Raw genomic sequence first — 18,059 nt, 5'->3', positions numbered from 1 at the left:
CGGGAGCCCTCAAGAGGTTCACACAGCAAGAGGACTGATGGAGAGTCAGGAACGGCGGCCCGTCAGGCCGCCCCGTCGGGCGGGTCCGCCTCCGGCAGGTCGATCAGCCGGCACACCGTCTCGATGTCCCGGCGCACCTGGGCGATCGACTCCCGGCCCGACAGCCACGTGATCAGCGCCGAGAGCCAGGTGTGCTCGATGACGCGGACCACTGCCAGCTGGTCCCGGGTGGGCTCCTCCAGTCGCATCGCGTCCAGGATGATCGCCGTCGTCAGCCGGGAGACGGCGTCCACCTCGGGGCTGACCCCCCGGTCGGCGAAGGTCAGCGCCCGCACCATGGCGTCCGCCAGGTGCGGCTCGCGCTGGAGTGCCCGGAAGGCCCGCATCAGGGTCTCGGCCACCCGTCGGTCCGCGCACCCGGCGGACGGGGGCCGTCTGCGGAGCGCCGCGTGGAGCCGCTGGAGCTGGTCCTCCATCAGCGCGACCAGCAGATGGACCTTGGAGGGGAAGTAGCGGTACAGCGTGCCGAGGGCGACCCCGGCCGCGTCGGCGACCTCGCGCATCTGCACCGCCTCGAAGCCGCCCCGGCCGGCGAGTTGGGCGCCGGCGTGCAGGATGCGGCGTCGGCGGGCTTCCTGGCGTGGCGTCAGGACAGGCGCCGGTGGTCCGGGGTCCGCTGCCATGTCTCCCATCCAAGGCTTCCGTTCGCACCGCGTGCCCGCCGGGACGGGAACCGGTTCCTCGTCCCGGCGGGCCGGCCGGAGGGGCGCGGCCCCGCCGGGCCGTGGGCCCGTCGTGGCGTGAATCACCTGATCCGGCCGCCCCACCGACGCTACCTGCCGGTAGATTCGGTGGTTGCTGAACGAACGGGTCTGAAACTTGTTCTAGATTAGCGCGACCGGTTACGCTCCGGCGAACACCGCAGCGAGAAGGGGACCGAGTGTGACCGCTGAGGCCGTGGAGTCTGGCCCCCTCGCGGGCGGCGGCGCGTCGGGCACCGAGGGTGACCGGCCGTTGCGCATCGCGCTGCTGACCTACAAGGGCAACCCGTACTGCGGCGGTCAGGGCGTCTACGTACGCCACCTCGGCCGCGAGCTGGCCCGGCTCGGCCACAGCGTCGAGGTGATCGGCGCCCAGCCCTACCCCGTCCTCGACGAGGGCGTCCCGCTCACCGAGCTGCCCAGCCTCGACCTCTACCGCCAGCCCGATCCGTTCCGCACCCCCGGGCGCGGCGAGTACCGCGACTGGATCGATGCCGCCGAGGTCGCCACCATGTGGACCGGCGGCTTTCCCGAGCCCCTCACCTTCAGCCTGCGGGCCCGCCGCCATCTTCTGGGCAGGCGCGGTGACTTCGACGTCGTCCACGACAACCAGACGCTCGGCTACGGCCTGTTGGGGGATCTCGGCGCCCCCCTCGTCACCACCATCCACCACCCCGTCACCGTGGACCGCCGCCTCGACCTGGAGGCCGCCGACTCCCGTGTCCGCCGCCTCTCCGTACGCCGCTGGTACGCCTTCACCCGCATGCAGAAGCGGGTGGCCCGGCGGCTGCCGTCCGTGCTGACCGTCTCCGCCTCCTCCCGGCAGGAGATCGTGGACGACCTCGGGGTCCGCCCGGAACGGGTCCAGGTCGTGCACATCGGGGCCGACACCGACCTCTGGTCGCCCGACCCCTCGGTCGCCGAGGTGCCCGGCCGGATCGTCACCACCTCCAGCGCCGACGTCCCGCTCAAGGGCCTGGTCCACCTGGTCGAGGCGCTCGCCAAGGTCCGCACCGGGAACCCCGGGGCCCATCTGGTGGTCGTCGGGAAGCGGGCCGAGGACGGCCCGGTCGCCCAGGCGATCGAGCGGCACGGGCTCACGGACGCCGTCGAGTTCGTCAAGGGCATCAGCGACGCCGAACTGGTCGACCTGGTCCGCGGCGCCCAGATCTCCTGCGTGCCCTCGCTGTACGAAGGGTTCTCGCTGCCCGCCGCCGAGGCCATGGCCACCGGGACACCGCTGGTGGCCACCACCGGCGGCGCGATCCCCGAGGTCACCGGACCCGACGGCGAGGCCTGCCTCGCCGTGCCCCCCGGCGACGCGGACGCCCTGGCCACGGCGCTCGGCAGACTGCTCGGCGACGCGGAGCTGCGCGCCCGCCTCGGCGCCGCCGGGCGGGCACGGGTCCTGGCCAACTTCACCTGGGCCAGGGCCGCCGCCGGCACCGCGGAGCTGTACCGTCAGGCGATCGCCGCCCGCGCGGCACGCGGGTGACTCCCGTGGTTCCCCCGGATCCCGCGACTTCCGCAACCCCCGCCCCCGACCTCGAAGGCAGGCCCCCGTGCTGACCGTCGATTTCACCCGCTTCCCGCTCGCCGCAGGCGACCGGGTGCTCGACCTGGGCTGCGGCGCCGGACGCCACGCCTTCGAGTGCTACCGGCGCGGCGCCCAGGTCGTGGCCCTCGACCAGAACGGCGAGGAGATCCGCGAGGTCGCGAAGTGGTTCGCCGCCATGAAGGAGGAGGGGGAGGCCCCCGCGGGCGCCACCGCCACCGCGATGCAGGGCGACGCGCTCAACCTGCCGTTCCCCGACGCCTCGTTCGACGTCGTGATCATCTCCGAGGTGATGGAGCACATCCCCGACGACAAGGGCGTCCTCGCCGAGATGGTCCGGGTGCTCAGGCCCGGCGGCCGGATCGCGGTCACCGTGCCCCGCTACGGCCCCGAGAAGGTCTGCTGGGCGCTCTCCGACGCGTACCACGAGGTCGAGGGCGGGCACATCAGGATCTACAAGGCCGACGAACTGCTCGGAAAGATCCGTGAGGCTGGGCTCAAACCCTACGGCACCCACCACGCGCACGCCCTGCACAGCCCCTACTGGTGGCTCAAGTGCGCGTTCGGCGTGGGCCGTGACGGCGAGGACGCGGCGCTGCCGGTCCGCGCCTACCACAAGCTGCTGGTCTGGGACATCATGAAGAAGCCCCTGGCCACCCGGGTCACCGAACAGCTCCTCAACCCGGTCGTCGGCAAGAGCTTCGTGGCCTACGCGACCAAGCCGCACCTTCCGAAGGCCGAGGCGTGAGCACCCCCGAGCGGACCGAGCACCTCGTCCTGCCCGGAGTCCTCACCGCCGACCAGGCCGCCGAGACCGTCGCCGCGCTGCGGGCCGTGCAGCGCCGTGACGGGGCCCTGCCGTGGTTCCGCGGCCATCACCTCGACCCCTGGGACCACACCGAGGCCGCGATGGCCCTCGACGCGGCCGGCGAGCACGCGGCCGCCGCCCGCGCCTACGACTGGCTCGCCCGCCACCAGAACGGCGACGGCTCCTGGTACGCCGCCTACCACGACGGCGACCCCGAGCGGCCCACCGACCTCGGGCGCGAGACCAACTTCTGCGCCTACGCGGCCGTGGGCGTCTGGCACCACTACCTGGCCACCGGTGACGACGCGTTCGCCGACCGGATGTGGCCCACGGTCTACGCCGCCGTCGAGTTCGTGCTCCGGCTCCAGCAGCCCGGCGGCCAGATCGGGTGGAAGCGGGAGGCCGACGGCACCCCGGTCACCGACGCCCTGCTGACCGGCTGCTCCTCCGTCTACCAGGCCCTGCGCTGCGCCCTGGCCCTGGCCGAGCAGCGTGAGGAGCCGCAGCCCGACTGGGAGCTGGCGGCCGGCGCGCTCGGGCACGCCGTCCGCAGCCACCCGGAACGCTTCCTGGACAAGAGCCGCTACTCGATGGACTGGTACTACCCGGTCCTGGCCGGCGCGGTCACCGGACCCGCCGCCACGGCGCGGATCCAGGAGGGCTGGGACCGCTTCGTGGTGCCCGGCCTCGGGGTGCGCTGTGTGCTGCCCAACCCCTGGGTGACCGGCGGCGAGAGCAGTGAACTCGCCCTGGCGCTCTGGGTGACCGGAGAGTCCGACCGGGCCCTGGAGATCCTCCAGTCCCTCCGGCACCTGCGCGCCGAGGGCGGCCTGTACTGGACCGGATACGTCTTCGAGGGCGAACGGGCCTTCTGGCCGCCGGAACTCACCACCTGGACGGCGGGCTCACTGCTGCTCGCGGTGGCCGCGCTCGGCGGTGACGAGGCGACCACGGCGGTCTTCGGCGGCGAGCGGCTGCCGACCGGGCTCGAACCCGACTGCTGCCGCTGACCGTCCGCCCGCTCAGCGGCGGATCCGGCCCGCCAGGGCGTGACCGATGAAGAGGTAGACGACGGCGGCCAGACCGTATCCGGCCACGACCCGCGCCCACGCCTCGTCGAAGGTGAACAGGTCGTACGACCAGCCCGCCAGCCAGTTGGCCGACTCGTGGACCACACGCACCAGTTCGTTGCCCCGGTTGGCGTCGAGCAGGTATATCAGGATCCACGCGACGAGGATGAACGCCATGACGTCCGCCACGACGGCGATGACGCGGGCGGCGGTACTGCTTCCTGTGCCTGATCTGTAGGACATGGAATGCGGGTTGCCGCTCCACGCGGAGTGAAACCCCGCCGGGGAAGGCCCCTTGACACGGCCGTGGCCCCCGCCCGGGAAGGGGCGGGGGCCACGGTGGCGTACGGAAGGGTCAGCCGCGCTGGATGCCCGAGGTGTCCTGGAGGACCCCACGACGGCCGTCCTGGGTCTGGGCGATGAGCCCGGAGCCGCGCTGCTCCACCGCCAGGTACCAGGTACCGGGGGCGAGTTCGGCGATCGGCGTCGCGGCGCCGTCCTCGCCGTACAGCGGACGGGCCACCGGCACCGCGAACCAGAACGGCGTGAAGTCACCGGAGGGCGCGCCGCCGCCGGTCTGCGGGGCCTGCTGGGCGGCGTCCGGCGTACCGGGCTGGGCGCCGTACGGCTGGGGCTGGCCCGGCTGGGCGCCGTAGGGCTGCTGGGCGCCGGGGTAGCCGTACCCCTGGGAGAGCTGGCCGAACTGCGGCTGGCCCGGGTGTCCGGGCTGCGCCGGACGCGGGGCGCCCATCAGCGGGGCCTTGAGCGCCGGGACCAGCGGAGTGGCCAGCGCGCCGCCCGCCAGCGCGATCGTCGCCAGGAGGCCGAGGATCAGACCGGCACCGGCGTTGCTGGCGTCGATGATCGTCCAGAACATGGTCCAGAGCGCGAACACGGTGAACGCGGCGCCGAACTGGGCGAGGTCGAGCCCCGCCACCTTGCGGCCCGGCATGGCGCGGCTCGTGATGAGCAGCGCCGCGCCGATGATGCCGGCCAGGTAGATGCTCATCAGGAGGGAGAGCGAGTCCCAGGCGTTGGAGCGGTAGCCGGAGCAGTCGATGCCCCGGGGGCAGTCGACACCGAAGAGGTTGAGGAAAGAGGCGATGAACAGCACGACCGCTGCTCCGATCACCACGCCGTCGCCTCGAGTGAGGGAGCGGATATTCACGTGAAGGTCCTTAGTCGGTCGTCTCGTCGGGGCGGTCGTCGACACCGCCGGTACGGCGGGCACGGCGCGAAGCTCGGGGGCGGCTCCCCATCGTACGGATGAATCTATCGTCTGCCTGGGCGGGTTGTATCCCTGCCCGGACCACGGACGCCTCATCCCCCCGAAGTCGCCACCATCACCGCAGAACTACCTCGCGAGGAAGCTCCCGATGCCCTCGGCGATGCCGGCGGCCGCCCGTTGACGCCAGTCCTCGCTCGTGAGCAGGGCGGCGTCCTTCGGATCACGCATATTGCCGCATTCGATGAAGACTTTGGGCACGGTCGAGAGATTCAGTCCGCCGAGATCGTTCCGGGTGTCCAGTCCCGTACCGCCGCCGATGTAATTGGAAGGCGCGCTTCCGGTGGCCCGGACGAATTTTCCCGCGATCCGTTCCCCGAGGTCGCGCGAGGGCACCACGATCTTCGAGGTGTCCGCGCCGCCCCCGCTCACCGCCGCGGGCAGGATCACGTGGAAGCCGCGGTTGCCGGCCGCCGAACCGTCCGCGTGGACCGACACGACGGCGTCGGCGCGCGCCTCGTTGCCGATCCGGGCCCGCTCGTCCACGCACGGGCCGAACGGGCGGTCGTCGTCCTGGGTGAGGACCACCTTCGCCCCCTCGGCCTCCAGCAGCGTCCGCAGCCTGCGGGACACGTCGAGGGTGAAGCGGGCCTCCGCGTAACCGGAGTCGGTGGCGGTGCCCGTGGTGTCGCACTCCTTGCGCCCGGTGCCGATGTCCACCTGGGCGTTGATCTCCCGGGTGTGCTCGCGGTTGCCCGGATTGTGCCCGGGGTCGATCACCACGGTCCGGCCGGTGAGCGGCCCCTTCGGCAGCGCCTTCGCGGAGGTGGCCGAGGGCAGGGGGGCCGTGGACGGGCTCGCCGGGCCGGACGGCGACCGGGACGCGGACGTGGACGCGGAGGGCTCGGGCGGCGCCGAGGACGTGCTGTCGGAGGCGGGCGGACCGGCCTGCGGAAGGGCGCCGCCGGAGCCGCAGCCCGCGGCGGTCAGGCACACCGCGGCCAGCACCGCGGCACCGGCCACGGGACGGCGGCGCGCGGGCGCCGGGGAGGTGGGGGGAGGGCTGTCGTCGTCACGCACGCCGCGATGCTATCCGCGTCCCTCAGATCCCGGCCCCCGTACGCCGCAGCACGCGCAGCGAGTCCGTGGCCGAGATCTCCGTGAACGCCCCCGATTCCAGGGCCCGTCGGTAGATCCGGTACGGGGCCTGGCCGCCGTCCGCCGGGTCGGGGAAGACGTCGTGGACCGCCAGCAGACCGCCCTCGGCGAGCTTGGGCGCCCAGCCCTCGTAGTCGGCCGTCGCGTGCTCGTCGGTGTGCCCGCCGTCGATGAAGACGAAGCCGAGCCGCCCGCCCCAGACGGCCGCCACCTGCGGGGACCGGCCCACGAGCGCCACCACGTGCTGCTCCAGGCCCGCCCGGCGAAGGGTCCGGCGGAAAGTGGGCAGGGTGTCCGTCAGGCCCACCTCCGGGTCCACCAGGGACGGGTCGTGGTACTCCCACCCCGGCTGCTGCTCCTCGCTGCCCCGGTGGTGGTCCACGGTGAGCGCGCTCACCCCGGCCGCGCGGGCCGCGTCGGCGAGCAGGATCGTGGACCGCCCGCAGTAGGTGCCCACCTCCAGCAGGGGCAGGCCGAGCGCGGCGGCCTCGGTGGCGGCGGCGTACAGGGCGAGGCCCTCACCCGGCGGCATGAAGCCCTTGGCCGCCTGGAACGCGGCGAGAATCTCCGGCTGGGGCTCGGCTGCCACGGGGTTCCTCCTGGTGGGGGCGGGGGACGAAGGCGTCCCATCGTGCCGTACGCCCCCGCCGAAGGCGTCGGCGGGGGCGTACGGGTGGGGTGAGCCCGGGTCGGGGCGGGCCCCTGGCGGAGCTGCCGGATCAGGTCAGCAGCTCTGCCAGAGTCGGGTCATGACGCGGACGCCGAAGCGCAGGCCCTCCAGCGGGACGCGCTCGTCCACGCCGTGGAACAGCCGGCCGTAGTCCAGGTCGTGCGGAAGCTTCAGCCCCTTGAAGCCGAAGCAGCGGATGCCCAGGTGGGTGAAGGCCTTGGCGTCGGTGCCACCGGGGTTGCAGTACGGCACGGGGTGGCCGTCCGGGTCCTCGGCGCGGACCGCCTCGCACATCGCCTCCACCAGCGGGCCGTCGAACGTCGTCTCCATCGCGATGTCGTGGTTGACCCACTCGCGGGTGACGGAGGGGAGCAGCAGCCGGTCGATCGTGTCGGTCAACTCCTGCTCGTGGCCCGGCAGGAAGCGGCCGTCCACCCGGGCGGTGGCCTTCCCGGGGATGACGTTGGTCTGGTAACCGGCGTCGAACATGGTGGGGTTGGCGGAGTTGCGCAGCACCACCTGCATGAAGTCGGAGACCGGGCCGAGCCGTTCCAGGGTGCCCTCGATGTCGTCCTCGTCGAACTCCACCCCGTACAGCCGGGCGGCCTCTTCGAGCAGGGCGCGGACCGGTTCGATCAGCCGGATCGGGAAGGTCTCGCGGCCGATGCGGGTGAGGGACTCGGCGAGGTCGGTGACGGCGTTCTCGTCGTTGGGGGAGGAGCCGTGGCCGGCCCGCCCGGTGGCGGTCAGCTCCATCCAGGCCATGCCGCGCTGGGCGTTCTCGATCGGGTAGAGGCGGCGGGTGTCGTCGATCGCGAAGGAGAAGCCGCCGCCCTCCCCGATCGCCTCGGTGACGCCCGCGAACAGCTCGGGCCGGTGCTCGACCAGCCAGTGCGCGCCGAACTTCCCGCCCGCCTCCTCGTCCGCGAGGAAGGCGAGGACCACGTCGCGGGCGGGCCGCGTGCCGGTACGGGCGAAGTGCCGGGCGGTGGCCAGCATGACCGCCACCGTGTCCTTCATGTCGATCGCGCCGCGCCCCCAGAGGTAGCCGCCGCGGATCTCGCCGGAGAACGGCGGCACCTGCCAGTCGGCGGCGTCGGCGGGGACCACGTCGAGGTGGCCGTGGACCAGCAGGGCACCGCGGTCCGGGTCGGCCCCGGCGAGGCGTGCGATGACGCTGGCCCGGCCGGGGGCGGACTCGACCAGTTCGGAGTCGATGCCGGCCTCGGAGAGGCGGGCGACCACCCAGTCGGCGGCGGCGCGTTCGTCGCTGGTCGGGTTGGAGGTGTCGAAGCGGATCAGCTCGGCGCAGAGGCCGACGACCTCGTCCTGTGCCTGCGCGGAGGCGGGGGTGGTGCTCATGCTGCTCCTGCCGGGGTGGTGGCGTGGGTGGCGGGGGCGGGGGCGTGCGCCTCGTCGTCGTCCAGGGTGGAGGTGCCGTACGGCTTGATCCAGCCCAGCAGGCCGAGGACGCAGTACAGCAGGAAGGCGACGACCAGCGAGTTGAGGGCCGGGATGCCGCCGTCGTAGAACTTGCCGACGCAGAACGCCACCAGCCAGATGACCAGGGACATCGGCACCCAGGTCGGGGACGTCGCCGGAAGGGTCTGGGCCTCGCGGGTCTCGTCCAGCGGCTTGCGCATCCGCTTCACGACCCAGTACTCCGCGACGATGATGCCGCCGATCGGCGGGATCATCACGCCCAGCAGGGAGAGGAACTCCGTGAAGTGGGTCATGATGCCGACCGCGGAGAGCAGGGTCCCGGCGACGCCGAGGGCCACGGTGACCACACCGCGGTGCAGCCGGCGGCCGAAGACGACCTGGAAGAAGTTGACGACGCCGAGGGAGGAGCCGTACAGGTTCCAGTCGTTGATCTTGGCGGTGGACATCAGGACCACCAGGACACCGAAGGCGCCCGAGGTGGAGAGCACGATGTGTGAGACGTCGCTGGACTTCACCAGGTGGCCGAGCACCACACCGGTCATGCCGACGATGTACTCGGAGAGGATCATCGAGGACGCGCTCTGCACGAAGACGTGCGAGCCCTTCCTGTTGTAGCGGGTCATCTCCGGCGACACGATGGCGCCGGTCATGTAGCCGCCCGCGATGGCGGTGGCGGCGACCGCCAGGGGGATCGTCTGGCCGGGCGGCGGTGAGCTGATCAGGTCACTGATCGAGTGGTCCTTGAGCGTCGAGATGACGGACCAGGCGACCATGCCGAAGAAGAGCGGGGTGACAATCTTCGCGAACAGGGCCATGTAGCGGAAGCCGAAGATCACCAGGGCGGTGATGGCGATGCCCGCGATCACACACCACATCCAGGACGGGCCGCCGATCAGGGCCGAGACGCTGTTGCCGAAGATCGTGTTCTGGACGCCGAACCAGCCGACCAGACTGACCGCGATCACGAAGCTGACCAGCGCCGAGCCGTTGCGGCCGAAGCCCACCCAGCGGGTCAGCATCGGGGTGGCGAGGCCCTCGCGCATCCCGGCCAGGCCGATGGCGAAGATCACGATCTCCAGGATGACCGCGCCGAGCGTGAAGGCGAGGAAGGCGTTCCCGAAGGTCATGCCGACACCGATGGTGGCGCCCAGCGTGAACTGCGAGATCGAACCGGACTGGGCGAGCCACTGGAGCAGCATCGACCAGAAGCCGAAGCGCTTGTCGCGCGGGACACGGGAGAGCGAGTAGTCGTCGCTGCCGATGCTCTTGGCCTCGGTGGCCGTGGCGTCGGCCCGGGGGGCGGATGCCATCAGGACTCCTGGGGTGTGCGGCCGAAGGTCTGGAGGTGAGCCAGGGACCCGTAGCGGTTGACGAGGTTGTCGAACTCCACCGCGTCGTGGAAGTCCAGGGTTCCGGCGCCGTAGGCCTTGGCGACCTCCACGGCGTACCGGGCGGCGGACGCGATGTCGCCCTCGTGGCTCGCGCCCGTCTGGCAGCCGGGTACCGCGGCGGCCGAGGTGACCGCGAGACCGACGACCGGAGCGGCGGTCGCGGTGGACGGCTGGAGAATCGAATTGATGTGGTGTGCACCATTACCGTACGGGGTGATGTCCTGGGTGGTCACGGGGTACGTGACCAACGGCTCACCCGTCACCACGGCGAGCAGCTCGCCGAGCTGCTCGGAGACCCGGAGCACCCAGCCCTCCTTGACGGTGGGCGACAGGGCCAGGCCCTTGTGGTTGATGATCCGGTTGCCCTTGGTGGTGTCGATGGAGAGCACGGCCTCCATCTCCTCGGTGACCTCGTGCCGGTTCATCGTGGCGATGTCCACGGGCGAGCCCATGAAGGGCACCGGGTCGTGCGGCTCGGTGGGCGCGTTCGGGCAGATGTGGGTGGCGACGACCACGTCGCCGGGCAGGACGTCGCCCCGGCGGCGCATGTCCAGCAGCTTGGCGGCCGTGGCGACGGCCGCGGCGGCGCCGTCGGCGTCGGACACCAGTCCGGTCACCTCGGGGCGGGCGCCGACGCCGCCGAGCCGGCCGACGACACCGAGGGTGCGGGCGTCGCCGCCGGAGGCGCGTCCCCGGGAGCCCGGGATACGGACGAGTACGAAGTCCGTCGACCCCCGCTCGCCGGTGACGGTCGTGACCTGGGCGGACGAGCCCTCGGCCCCCGCGACGGAGTCGAGGTACCCGACGACCGCCTTACCGCAGGCCTGCGGATCGTCCAGCAGCTCGACGATGTCCAGTACGTACTTCAGCATGGGGGGCCTTTCTCCAGAGCGGGACACCCGCCCGGCGCTCCGGCGGGGGAGGCGCCGGGCGGGGTGCTGGAGCCACATTCGGGATCCGCTACCGTGGAGCGCAACAGTTTCCCGTTATTTGCAATTCAGGTCTGAATGGTGAGATGGCGATGGCCGACTTCGATCTCGACCGGCGCACCCCCGCCGGAGCCCTGCAAACCGTCGACCGGGCCCTGCTGGTGCTGCTCGCCTTCGAGCGCACCCGGCCCGACTGGGGCGTCACCGAGGTCGCCGAGGAGTTCGGCTGGGACACCTCGGTCGCCCAGCGCCTGCTGGCCACCCTCGCGGGCCGGGGCTTCCTGGTCTCCGACCCCGTCACCCGCCGCTACCGCATCGGCCCCGCCGTGCTGCGCCTCGGCCGCCTCTGGGAACGCTCCGGGTCCCTGGAGCTGCTGGCCGCCCCGGTCCTGGAGGAGCTGCGCCGCACCACCGGCGACACCGTCCTGTTCTGCCTCCCGGACAGCTTCCACATGCGGTGCGTGGCCGCCGAGGAGGGCGAGACCGGGCCGCTGCGCTACTACCCGCTGGTCGGTGAGCTCTACCCGGCGCACGCCGGGGCCACCAGCAAGTCGTACTACGCCTATCTGCCCGACGACCAGCGCCACCGGCTCTTCCGGGGCCGCCCCATGGCCCGCTTCACCGAGCGGACCGTCACCGACCCCGACCTGCTGGAGCGGGAGTTCCTGAAGGTCCGCGCCCAGGGGTACGCCTGGACGGTCGGCGAGTACGACACCGGCATCGCGACCGTCGCCGTACCGGTGTTCCTGGGGCGCGAGCCGTACGGCAGCCTCAGCCTGGGCGGGGGCGAGGACCGGTTCCGGGGGGCGCCCGAGGACCGGCTCGACGCCCTGCGCCACGCCGCGCACCTGCTGGAACAGCGGCTCACCCGCCCGCCCCAGCGGCCCAAGGGCCGCGCGGGCCGGCCCCGCACCACCACGGCCACCTGAACCGCCCGACCCGCCCCACCCGTTCGACCCGAGGAATCCCGTTGAATCTGCTGCTGCTCTCCAACTCCACCCAGTACGGCCGCGGTTACCTGGAACACGCGCTCGACACCGTCACCTCGTTCCTGCCGGAGAACGCGCGCCTCGCCTTCGTCCCGTACGCCCTCGCGGACCACGACACCTACACCGCCCGGGTCCGCGACGCGCTGGAACCGTCCGGCATCACCGTGCGCGGGATCCACGAGCACGCCGACCCCGTCGCCCAACTCGCCGCGAGCGACGCGGTGTTCATCGGCGGCGGGAACTCCTTCCGGCTGCTCTCCGCCCTCTGCCGCACCGGGCTGCGCGACGCCGTACGCGACGCCGTACGCGGCGGGCTCCCCTACATGGGGGCCAGCGCCGGGACCAACATGGCCGCGCCGACGCTCCGTACCACCAACGACATGCCCATCGTGCAGCCGCCGTCCTTCGAGACGCTGGGTCTGGTGCCCTTCCAGATCAACCCGCACTACCTCGACCCGGACCCGGACAGCACCCACAAGGGCGAGACCCGCGAGGAGCGGCTCACCGAGTTCCTGGAGGAGAACGACGTCCCCGTGCTGGGACTGCGCGAGGGCTCCTGGCTCCGGGTGCGGGACGGCGTCGCCCATGTCGAAGGCGCCCGCCCCGCACGGCTGTTCACCCGTGGCACCCCGCCCCAGGAGCTGGCTACGGGGACGGACGTGTCCCGTCTGCTGACGACGGAGCCGCGGTTCGACGCCCCGGCGCGCTGACGGCGGCCGACTCCGCCACGGACGGCGAGGCGGCGCGGGCGTCGCCCGCGCTGCTCGCCATCAGGACCGGGCGCTCCGGACGCGGCGACGGCAGGAACGACGCCAGGACCAGGCCGGCCAGCACCGCCCCCGTCGCGATCACGAACGAGGTGCGGAACCCCTCCATGGAGGGGATGTCCACCCCGCCCGCGCGGACCGAGGTGTTCGCCAGCACCATGCCGATGACCGCGCTCGACAGCGAGGTGCCGATCGAACGCATGAGGGTGTTGAGGCCGTTGGCCGCACCCGTCTCGGACGCGTCCACGGCGCCGATGATCAGGGCGGGCAGCGAGGAGTAGGCGAGCCCGATCCCCGCCCCGAGCACCACGGCGATCACCACGGTCTGCCAGGGGGCGCTCATCAGGCCGAGGCCCGCCCCGTAGCCGAGGGCTATCACCAGCATGCCCAGGATCAGGGTGGTCTTGGGACCGCGGCGGGCGGACAGACGGGCGTACAGCGGGGCCACGAACATCATCGTCAGGCCCAGCGGCGCCACGCACAGCCCGGCCACCACCATCGACTGCCCGAGCCCGTACCCGGTCGAGGACGGCAGCTGGAGCAACTGCGGCAGCACCAGCGACACCGCGTAGAAGGCCACCCCGACCATGATCGACACCAGGTTGGTCAGCAGCACCTCGCGGCGGGCGCTGGTGCGCAGATCCACCAGCGGCGCCGGGCTGCGCAGCTCGAACAGGCCCCACAGGACCAGGATCACCAGGGACGCGGCGATCAGTCCGAGCGTGAGCGGGGACGTCCAGCCCCAGTCGCTCCCCTTGGTCACCGGCAGCAGCAGGCAGACCAGGCCCAGCGAGAGCCCCAGCGCCCCGGGAAGGTCGAAGCGGCCCGGAGCGCGCAGGGCGGACTCCGGGACGACCAGGACGGTGAGGGTCATGGCCAGGACACCGAGCCCGGCCGAGGCGAGGAACAGCGCGTGCCAGTCGGCGTGCTGCGCCACCAGGGCGGCGGCCGGCAGGGCCAGCCCGCCGCCCACACCGATCGAGGAACTCATCAGGGCCATCGCCGAACCGAGCTTCTCGCGCGGCAGCACGTCACGCATGATGCCGATGCCCAGGGGTATCGCGCCCATGGCGAAGCCCTGGAGCGCCCGGCCGGTGATCATGACGACGAGATCGTCCGTCGAGGCGCAGATCAGCGAGCCGACCACCATGACGGCGAGGCTGGAGAGCAGCATCCGCCGCTTTCCGTAGAGGTCACCGAGCCGGCCCATGATCGGGGTGGCGACGGCTCCGGCGAGCAGGGTGGCGGTCATCACCCAGGTCGCATTGGCCGGATCGGTGCCGAGCAGGGCGGGCAGGTCCTTGATGACGGGGACGAGCAGGGTCTGCATCACCGCGACGGTGATGCCCGCGAACGCGAGGACGGGGACGACACCGGAGCTTCGGCCCTTTCCCGGGTCCGGGAGCTCCCCGGTTCGCTGTTCGTGCGTCGTCCGTTGCATACGTACGGCCTCCGGGTGAGGAAGAAGGGGCAGGACAGGACGGTGCCGGGGCATGCGGCGGCACACCCCGGGCGGGCGGCACCAGGCCACCAACTAAGTGCACACTGAAACCTTCCGTACGGACGCGGTATTCCGCTGAATTCCCGGGATTTTCCGATGAACGGGAGCGAAACACGCGCCGGTTCACACAACGGGCGGTGAGAGGTCCTACGCCGTTGGGCGGAGCCCGGGGCGGGCCACCAGCGGATGTACGGGGTGCAGGGCGCCTGAGAGTATGACAGTCATGGCTGATGTCTCCCCGCCCCCGCTGCTGCCCGCCCGCTCCAGGACCCGCACCTGGGCCGTGGTCGTGGCCGCCTGCACCGGGCAGTTCCTCGTGCTCCTCGATGTGTCCGTCGTCAACGTGGCGCTGCCCTCCATGCGCGCCGACCTGGGTCTGAGCGCGTCAGGGCTCCAATGGGTCCTGAACACCTACTCGATCGCGTTCGCCGGGTTCATGCTGCTGGGCGGGCGCACCGCCGACATCTACGGCCGCAAGAAGATGTTCCTGATCGGGCTCGGTCTGTTCACCGCCGCGTCCCTGGCGGGCGGCCTCGCCCAGGAGGGCTGGCAGCTCCTCGCCGCCCGCGCCGGCCAGGGGCTGGGAGCCGCGGTCCTCTCCCCGGCGACGCTCACCCTCCTGACCGCCGCCGTCCCCGAAGGCCCCGCGCGTACCAAGGCGATAGGCACCTGGATGGCGGTCGGCGCGGGCGGCGGCGCGGCCGGCGGGCTGGTCGGCGGGGTCCTCACCGACGTCCTGTCCTGGCGCTGGGTCCTGCTCATCAACGTGCCCGTCGGCGTGCTGGTCCTGGTCGGCGCCGCGCTGTGGCTGGCCGAGGGCCGGGCGGGCGACCGGCGCCGCGTCGATCTGGCGGGCGCGGTGCTCGTCACGGCGGGCCTGGCCACGGTGGCGTACGGCATCGTGCAGACCGAGGCGGCGGGCTGGACGTCCCCGGACACCCTGGTTCCGCTGCTCGGCGGCCTGGCCCTGCTGGGCCTGTTCGTCCTGGTGGAGGCCCGGACCGCCGCCCCGCTGATGCCCCTGCGGGTGCTCGGGGTGCGGGCGGTCGCCGCCGCCAACGTGTCCATGCTGCTGCTGGGTTCGGCGACCTTCTGCATGTGGTACTTCATGACCGTCTACGCCCAGAACGTCCTGGGCTACACGCCGCTGGAGGCCGGTCTCGCCCTGATGCCGACCTCGGTCGCCGTCGTCCTCGGCTCGAAGGCCGCGCCCCGGCTGATGGCGCGCGTCGGCACCAAGCCCCTCGCGGTGGCCGGGGTGCTGGTCGCCGCCGCCGGATTCGGCTGGCAGTCCACGATGGGGTCCCACGGCGCGTACCTCACCGCCATCTGTCTGCCCGGCATCCTGATGATGGCCGGTTCCGGGCTGGCCTCCACCCCGCTGGCCACGCTGGCCACCTCCGGCGCGGCACCCGGTGACGCCGGGCTCGTCTCCGGCCTGGTCAACACCTCCCGCACGATGGGCGGCGCCCTGGGACTCGCGGTGCTGTCCACGGTCGCCGCCGCCCGGACCGCGGGAGCCACGGGCGCGGCGGAGATGACCGCCGGCTACGCCCTGGCCTTCCGTACGGCCACGGTGGTGCTGCTGGCCGGGGCGGTCCTGATGCTGCTGTGGCTGCCGGGGCGCACGTCGGGACGTCCCGCGGGGCGCGTGGAACGCAGCGCGGAGAAGCGTACGGAGACGGCCCCGGAGCGGTCGCTGGACCCGTCCGCCTGACGGCGGGACCGCCGCGGGGGGTTGCGCGGGGCGGCCCCTTCCGGCGGGCGGGCCACCGGGGCCGGTCTCGTCGGCGCGGGCGGAAGACGGCGGCCGGCCCGCGGGCGGGTCATCGGTGCGTTCTCGTCGGCGCGGTCAGGTCGCCGGGGCCGGTCTCGTCGGCGCGTGGTCAGGTCGCGGGGCCGGTCTCGTCGGCGCGCGCGGGGCCCCGGCTCAGAGCCAGCCCTGCTGACGGGCCGCCCGTACCGCCTCCATGCGGTTGCGGGTCCCCGTCTTGCCGATGGCGGACGACAGGTAGTTCCGTACGGTCGACTCCGACAGGTGCAGCTTCGCCGCGATGTCCGCGACCGTCGCCCCGTCCACGGCGGCGTTCAGCGCGTCCCGCTCCCGGGCGGTCAGCGGACTCGGGCCCGCGCCCAGGGCCGCCGCGGCCAGCGCCGGATCGACCACGGTCTCCCCGGCCAGCACCCGCCGGATCGCCTTCGCCAGGTCCTCCACGGGCCCGTCCTTCACCAGGAACCCCGCCGCCCCGGCCTCCATCGCCCGCCGCAGATAGCCCGGCCTGCCGAACGTCGTCAGGATCAGCACCCGGCAGTCGGGCACCTCCGTGCGCAGCTCGGCGGCGGCGTCCAGGCCGCTGAGGCCCGGCAGTTCGATGTCCAGCAGGGCCACGTCGGGGCGTGAGGTGAGCGCCGCGCCCACGATCTGGTCCCCGGCCGCGACCTGCGCGACCACCTCAAGGTCCGGCTCCATGCCCAGCAGCAGGGCCAGCGCGCTGCGCATCATGCCCTGGTCCTCCGCGAGCAGAACGCGGACGGACCTGGCGGGGCGGTGGTCCTGCGGCATTTCGGTCACGGGAGACAGCGTAGGCGGGCGGGGCGGCGGTGGTCCGGACCCGGACGCGCTCCCCGCGCACCGGCCGGAGGACGGCCGGGAGACGGCCGGAGGACGGCCGGAAGCGGGACCGGAACCACGCCCTCGGAATCGTGAAGTACCCGTGAATACCCTGTGGAAGCGATGTCGGTGGGTCCGCTTATGCTGCACCCGACGATCACGCGGGACCAGGGGAGGCACGGCATGTTCGGCAAGCTGTTCGGTGGGGGCCGGGAGAGACCGACGGCGGATCCGTACGCCCTCCCCGTCCCGCGCAGACAGAAGAACGGGACGTACACGCTGCGCGCCCTCGGGGACACGCGGGTGCTCGACCTGGTGGAGTCGGCCGACGCGGGCGACTGGGACGGCGTCAAGGCGGCACTGGCCCCCTTCGACCTCGGCCGCGACCACCAGGTGCTGGCCGAGCTGGCCCAACTGGACGGCGTGCAGGACTGGATCGGCCGGGCCGTCGAGGAGGACAAGGAGCACCGGGCGACCGCCCTGCTCATATCCGGTGCCCGCCACATCAGTTGGGGCTGGGAGGCGCGTACCGCCCAGCGTGCCGTGCACGTCACCCAGGACCAGTGGCGGATCTTCCACGAGCGGCTCCGCATCGCCGAGAAGCACCTGTTCGAGGCCGCCGAGGCGCGGCCGGACTGGGTCACGCCGTGGAGCCAGCTCCTCACCTCCGGCCGCGGCATGTCGCTGGACCGCGCCGTCACGGAGACCCGGCTCGACGCCGCCCTGCGCCGCGACCCGCTCGACCTGGAGACCCACCTCGCCTGGGTGTCCCAGCTCCAGCCCCGGTGGAGCGGCGAGCCCGGCCAGGCCCTGGAGTTCGCCCGCGACGCGCTCGCCCGCGCCCCGCAGGGCCACCGGCTCGGCTGTGTGATCGCCATGGCCCACATCGAGGAATGGGTCGAGTCGGACGACGCGCACGTCCTCGAAAACCCGGAGGTCCAGGCCGAGTTGCGGGCGGCCGCCGATCACAGCGTCCTCCACCCCGGCCATGTGCGCGGCCCGAGCTGGCGGCACGACCTGCACCTGTTCGCCATGGCCCTGTCGCTGGCCGACGAGCGGCACACGGTCCGCCGCGTCTTCCAGGAGCTCGACGGCGCCTACACCAGCTGGCCCTGGACCTACTTCGCGGAGCCCGAGAAGGAGTTCGCCCGCCGACAGCGCGGCTGAACGCACACCGGCCC

The 18,059-nt window shown here is 72.7% G+C and carries 17 protein-coding genes; 7 read left to right on the top strand and 10 right to left on the bottom strand.

The genetic code is table 11. From position 1 onward, the window contains the following. Positions 1–62 precede the first annotated feature (62 nt). Positions 63–683 (bottom strand): TetR family transcriptional regulator, encoded by a 621-nt coding sequence (locus B9S64_RS08610; RefSeq protein WP_181012320.1) that lies wholly within the window; start codon positions 681–683, stop codon positions 63–65. Positions 684–942: 259 nt separating this feature from the next. On the opposite strand from B9S64_RS08610, the gene B9S64_RS08605 reads away from it, so the two are divergent. From B9S64_RS08605 to B9S64_RS08595, 3 genes are all read left to right on the top strand, one after another. Beyond that, the gene (locus B9S64_RS08605; RefSeq protein WP_103491696.1) at positions 943–2,256 is read left to right on the top strand and encodes a glycosyltransferase family 4 protein; all 1,314 of its coding nucleotides are present in this window, start codon (positions 943–945) and stop codon (positions 2,254–2,256) included. A gap of 67 nt (positions 2,257–2,323) precedes the next feature. Further along, on the top strand, positions 2,324–3,064 hold the full coding sequence (locus B9S64_RS08600) for a class I SAM-dependent methyltransferase (RefSeq protein ID WP_037876814.1): 741 nt from the start codon (positions 2,324–2,326) through the stop codon (positions 3,062–3,064). Beyond that, positions 3,061–4,134: a prenyltransferase gene (locus B9S64_RS08595; RefSeq protein WP_103491695.1), complete on the top strand. Its 1,074-nt coding sequence runs from the start codon at positions 3,061–3,063 to the stop codon at positions 4,132–4,134. The genes B9S64_RS08600 and B9S64_RS08595 overlap by 4 nt, the downstream gene beginning before the upstream one ends. Before the next feature lie 12 nt (positions 4,135–4,146). Here B9S64_RS08595 and B9S64_RS08590 read toward each other — a convergent pair whose 3' ends face one another. The 7 genes from B9S64_RS08590 to B9S64_RS08560 form a co-directional block, all read right to left on the bottom strand. Beyond that, positions 4,147–4,437, bottom strand: coding sequence for a hypothetical protein (locus B9S64_RS08590; protein WP_103491694.1), 291 nt, complete (start codon positions 4,435–4,437; stop codon positions 4,147–4,149). 112 nt (positions 4,438–4,549) lie between these two features. Continuing rightward, the gene (locus tag B9S64_RS08585) at positions 4,550–5,362 is read right to left on the bottom strand and encodes a hypothetical protein (RefSeq protein WP_103491693.1); all 813 of its coding nucleotides are present in this window, start codon (positions 5,360–5,362) and stop codon (positions 4,550–4,552) included. Between the two features lie 186 nt (positions 5,363–5,548). Then, positions 5,549–6,499, bottom strand: a complete 951-nt coding sequence (locus B9S64_RS08580; protein WP_103491692.1) for an N-acetylmuramoyl-L-alanine amidase — start codon at positions 6,497–6,499, stop codon at positions 5,549–5,551. A 22-nt stretch (positions 6,500–6,521) separates the two neighbouring features. Continuing rightward, a complete protein-coding gene (locus B9S64_RS08575) occupies positions 6,522–7,109 on the bottom strand; it encodes a class I SAM-dependent methyltransferase (RefSeq protein ID WP_374936076.1) in 588 nt (195 codons plus the stop codon). A 192-nt stretch (positions 7,110–7,301) separates the two neighbouring features. After that, positions 7,302–8,609 carry a M20/M25/M40 family metallo-hydrolase gene (locus tag B9S64_RS08570; RefSeq protein ID WP_103491690.1) on the bottom strand — a complete coding sequence of 436 codons (1,308 nt, stop codon included), beginning with the start codon at positions 8,607–8,609 and terminating at the stop codon, positions 7,302–7,304. Then, positions 8,606–10,000: a cytosine permease gene (locus B9S64_RS08565; protein ID WP_103491689.1), complete on the bottom strand. Its 1,395-nt coding sequence runs from the start codon at positions 9,998–10,000 to the stop codon at positions 8,606–8,608. Before B9S64_RS08565 ends, B9S64_RS08570 begins: the two co-directional genes overlap by 4 nt. Then, positions 10,000–10,953: a DUF1177 domain-containing protein gene (locus tag B9S64_RS08560; RefSeq protein ID WP_028439936.1), complete on the bottom strand. Its 954-nt coding sequence runs from the start codon at positions 10,951–10,953 to the stop codon at positions 10,000–10,002. The genes B9S64_RS08565 and B9S64_RS08560 overlap by 1 nt, the downstream gene beginning before the upstream one ends. 149 nt (positions 10,954–11,102) lie before the next feature. On the opposite strand from B9S64_RS08560, the gene B9S64_RS08555 reads away from it, so the two are divergent. Both B9S64_RS08555 and pepE read left to right on the top strand, forming a co-directional pair. Then, the gene (locus B9S64_RS08555) at positions 11,103–11,939 is read left to right on the top strand and encodes an IclR family transcriptional regulator (protein ID WP_028439937.1); all 837 of its coding nucleotides are present in this window, start codon (positions 11,103–11,105) and stop codon (positions 11,937–11,939) included. A 41-nt stretch (positions 11,940–11,980) separates the two neighbouring features. Further along, positions 11,981–12,709 (top strand): dipeptidase PepE, encoded by a 729-nt coding sequence (pepE, locus tag B9S64_RS08550; protein WP_028439938.1) that lies wholly within the window; start codon positions 11,981–11,983, stop codon positions 12,707–12,709. Here pepE and B9S64_RS08545 read toward each other — a convergent pair. Continuing rightward, positions 12,645–14,207 carry an MFS transporter gene (locus B9S64_RS08545; RefSeq protein ID WP_103491688.1) on the bottom strand — a complete coding sequence of 521 codons (1,563 nt, stop codon included), beginning with the start codon at positions 14,205–14,207 and terminating at the stop codon, positions 12,645–12,647. The genes pepE and B9S64_RS08545 overlap by 65 nt on opposite strands. Before the next feature lie 274 nt (positions 14,208–14,481). On the opposite strand from B9S64_RS08545, the gene B9S64_RS08540 reads away from it, so the two are divergent. After that, complete coding sequence (locus B9S64_RS08540) at positions 14,482–15,984, top strand: MFS transporter (RefSeq protein WP_103491687.1); 1,503 nt, start codon at positions 14,482–14,484, stop codon at positions 15,982–15,984. Positions 15,985–16,197: 213 nt separating this feature from the next. On the opposite strand, the gene B9S64_RS08535 is transcribed toward B9S64_RS08540, so the two are convergent. Then, complete coding sequence (locus B9S64_RS08535; protein ID WP_103489342.1) at positions 16,198–16,830, bottom strand: response regulator transcription factor; 633 nt, start codon at positions 16,828–16,830, stop codon at positions 16,198–16,200. A gap of 231 nt (positions 16,831–17,061) precedes the next feature. Here B9S64_RS08535 and B9S64_RS08530 point away from each other — a divergent pair, with 231 nt between their 5' ends. Beyond that, on the top strand, positions 17,062–18,045 hold the full coding sequence (locus B9S64_RS08530; protein WP_103489354.1) for a hypothetical protein: 984 nt from the start codon (positions 17,062–17,064) through the stop codon (positions 18,043–18,045). The last annotated feature ends 14 nt before the right edge of the window (positions 18,046–18,059 follow it).

It is taken from the genome of Streptomyces sp. SM18, assembly GCF_002910775.2.
Classification (GTDB): Bacteria; Actinomycetota; Actinomycetes; order Streptomycetales; family Streptomycetaceae; genus Streptomyces; species Streptomyces halstedii.
Note: the sequence above shows the minus strand (reverse complement) of the source record. Positions and strands in the feature narration are given on the sequence as shown.

Excerpts from the sequence above, each read along its gene's own strand:
- B9S64_RS08610 (WP_181012320.1), bottom strand. The coding sequence starts at position 683 with ATGGCAGCGGACCCCGGACCACCGGCGCCTGTCCTGACGCCACGCCAG.
- B9S64_RS08590 (WP_103491694.1), bottom strand. The coding sequence starts at position 4,437 with ATGTCCTACAGATCAGGCACAGGAAGCAGTACCGCCGCCCGCGTCATC.
- B9S64_RS08575 (WP_374936076.1), bottom strand. The coding sequence starts at position 7,109 with ATGCCGCCGGGTGAGGGCCTCGCCCTGTACGCCGCCGCCACCGAGGCC.
- B9S64_RS08570 (WP_103491690.1), bottom strand. The coding sequence starts at position 8,609 with ATGAGCACCACCCCCGCCTCCGCGCAGGCACAGGACGAGGTCGTCGGC.
- B9S64_RS08565 (WP_103491689.1), bottom strand. The coding sequence starts at position 10,000 with ATGGCATCCGCCCCCCGGGCCGACGCCACGGCCACCGAGGCCAAGAGC.
- B9S64_RS08560 (WP_028439936.1), bottom strand. The coding sequence starts at position 10,953 with ATGCTGAAGTACGTACTGGACATCGTCGAGCTGCTGGACGATCCGCAG.
- B9S64_RS08555 (WP_028439937.1), top strand. The coding sequence starts at position 11,103 with ATGGCCGACTTCGATCTCGACCGGCGCACCCCCGCCGGAGCCCTGCAA.
- B9S64_RS08545 (WP_103491688.1), bottom strand. The coding sequence starts at position 14,207 with ATGCAACGGACGACGCACGAACAGCGAACCGGGGAGCTCCCGGACCCG.
- B9S64_RS08540 (WP_103491687.1), top strand. The coding sequence starts at position 14,482 with ATGACAGTCATGGCTGATGTCTCCCCGCCCCCGCTGCTGCCCGCCCGC.
- B9S64_RS08535 (WP_103489342.1), bottom strand. The coding sequence starts at position 16,830 with ATGCCGCAGGACCACCGCCCCGCCAGGTCCGTCCGCGTTCTGCTCGCG.
- B9S64_RS08530 (WP_103489354.1), top strand. The coding sequence starts at position 17,062 with ATGTTCGGCAAGCTGTTCGGTGGGGGCCGGGAGAGACCGACGGCGGAT.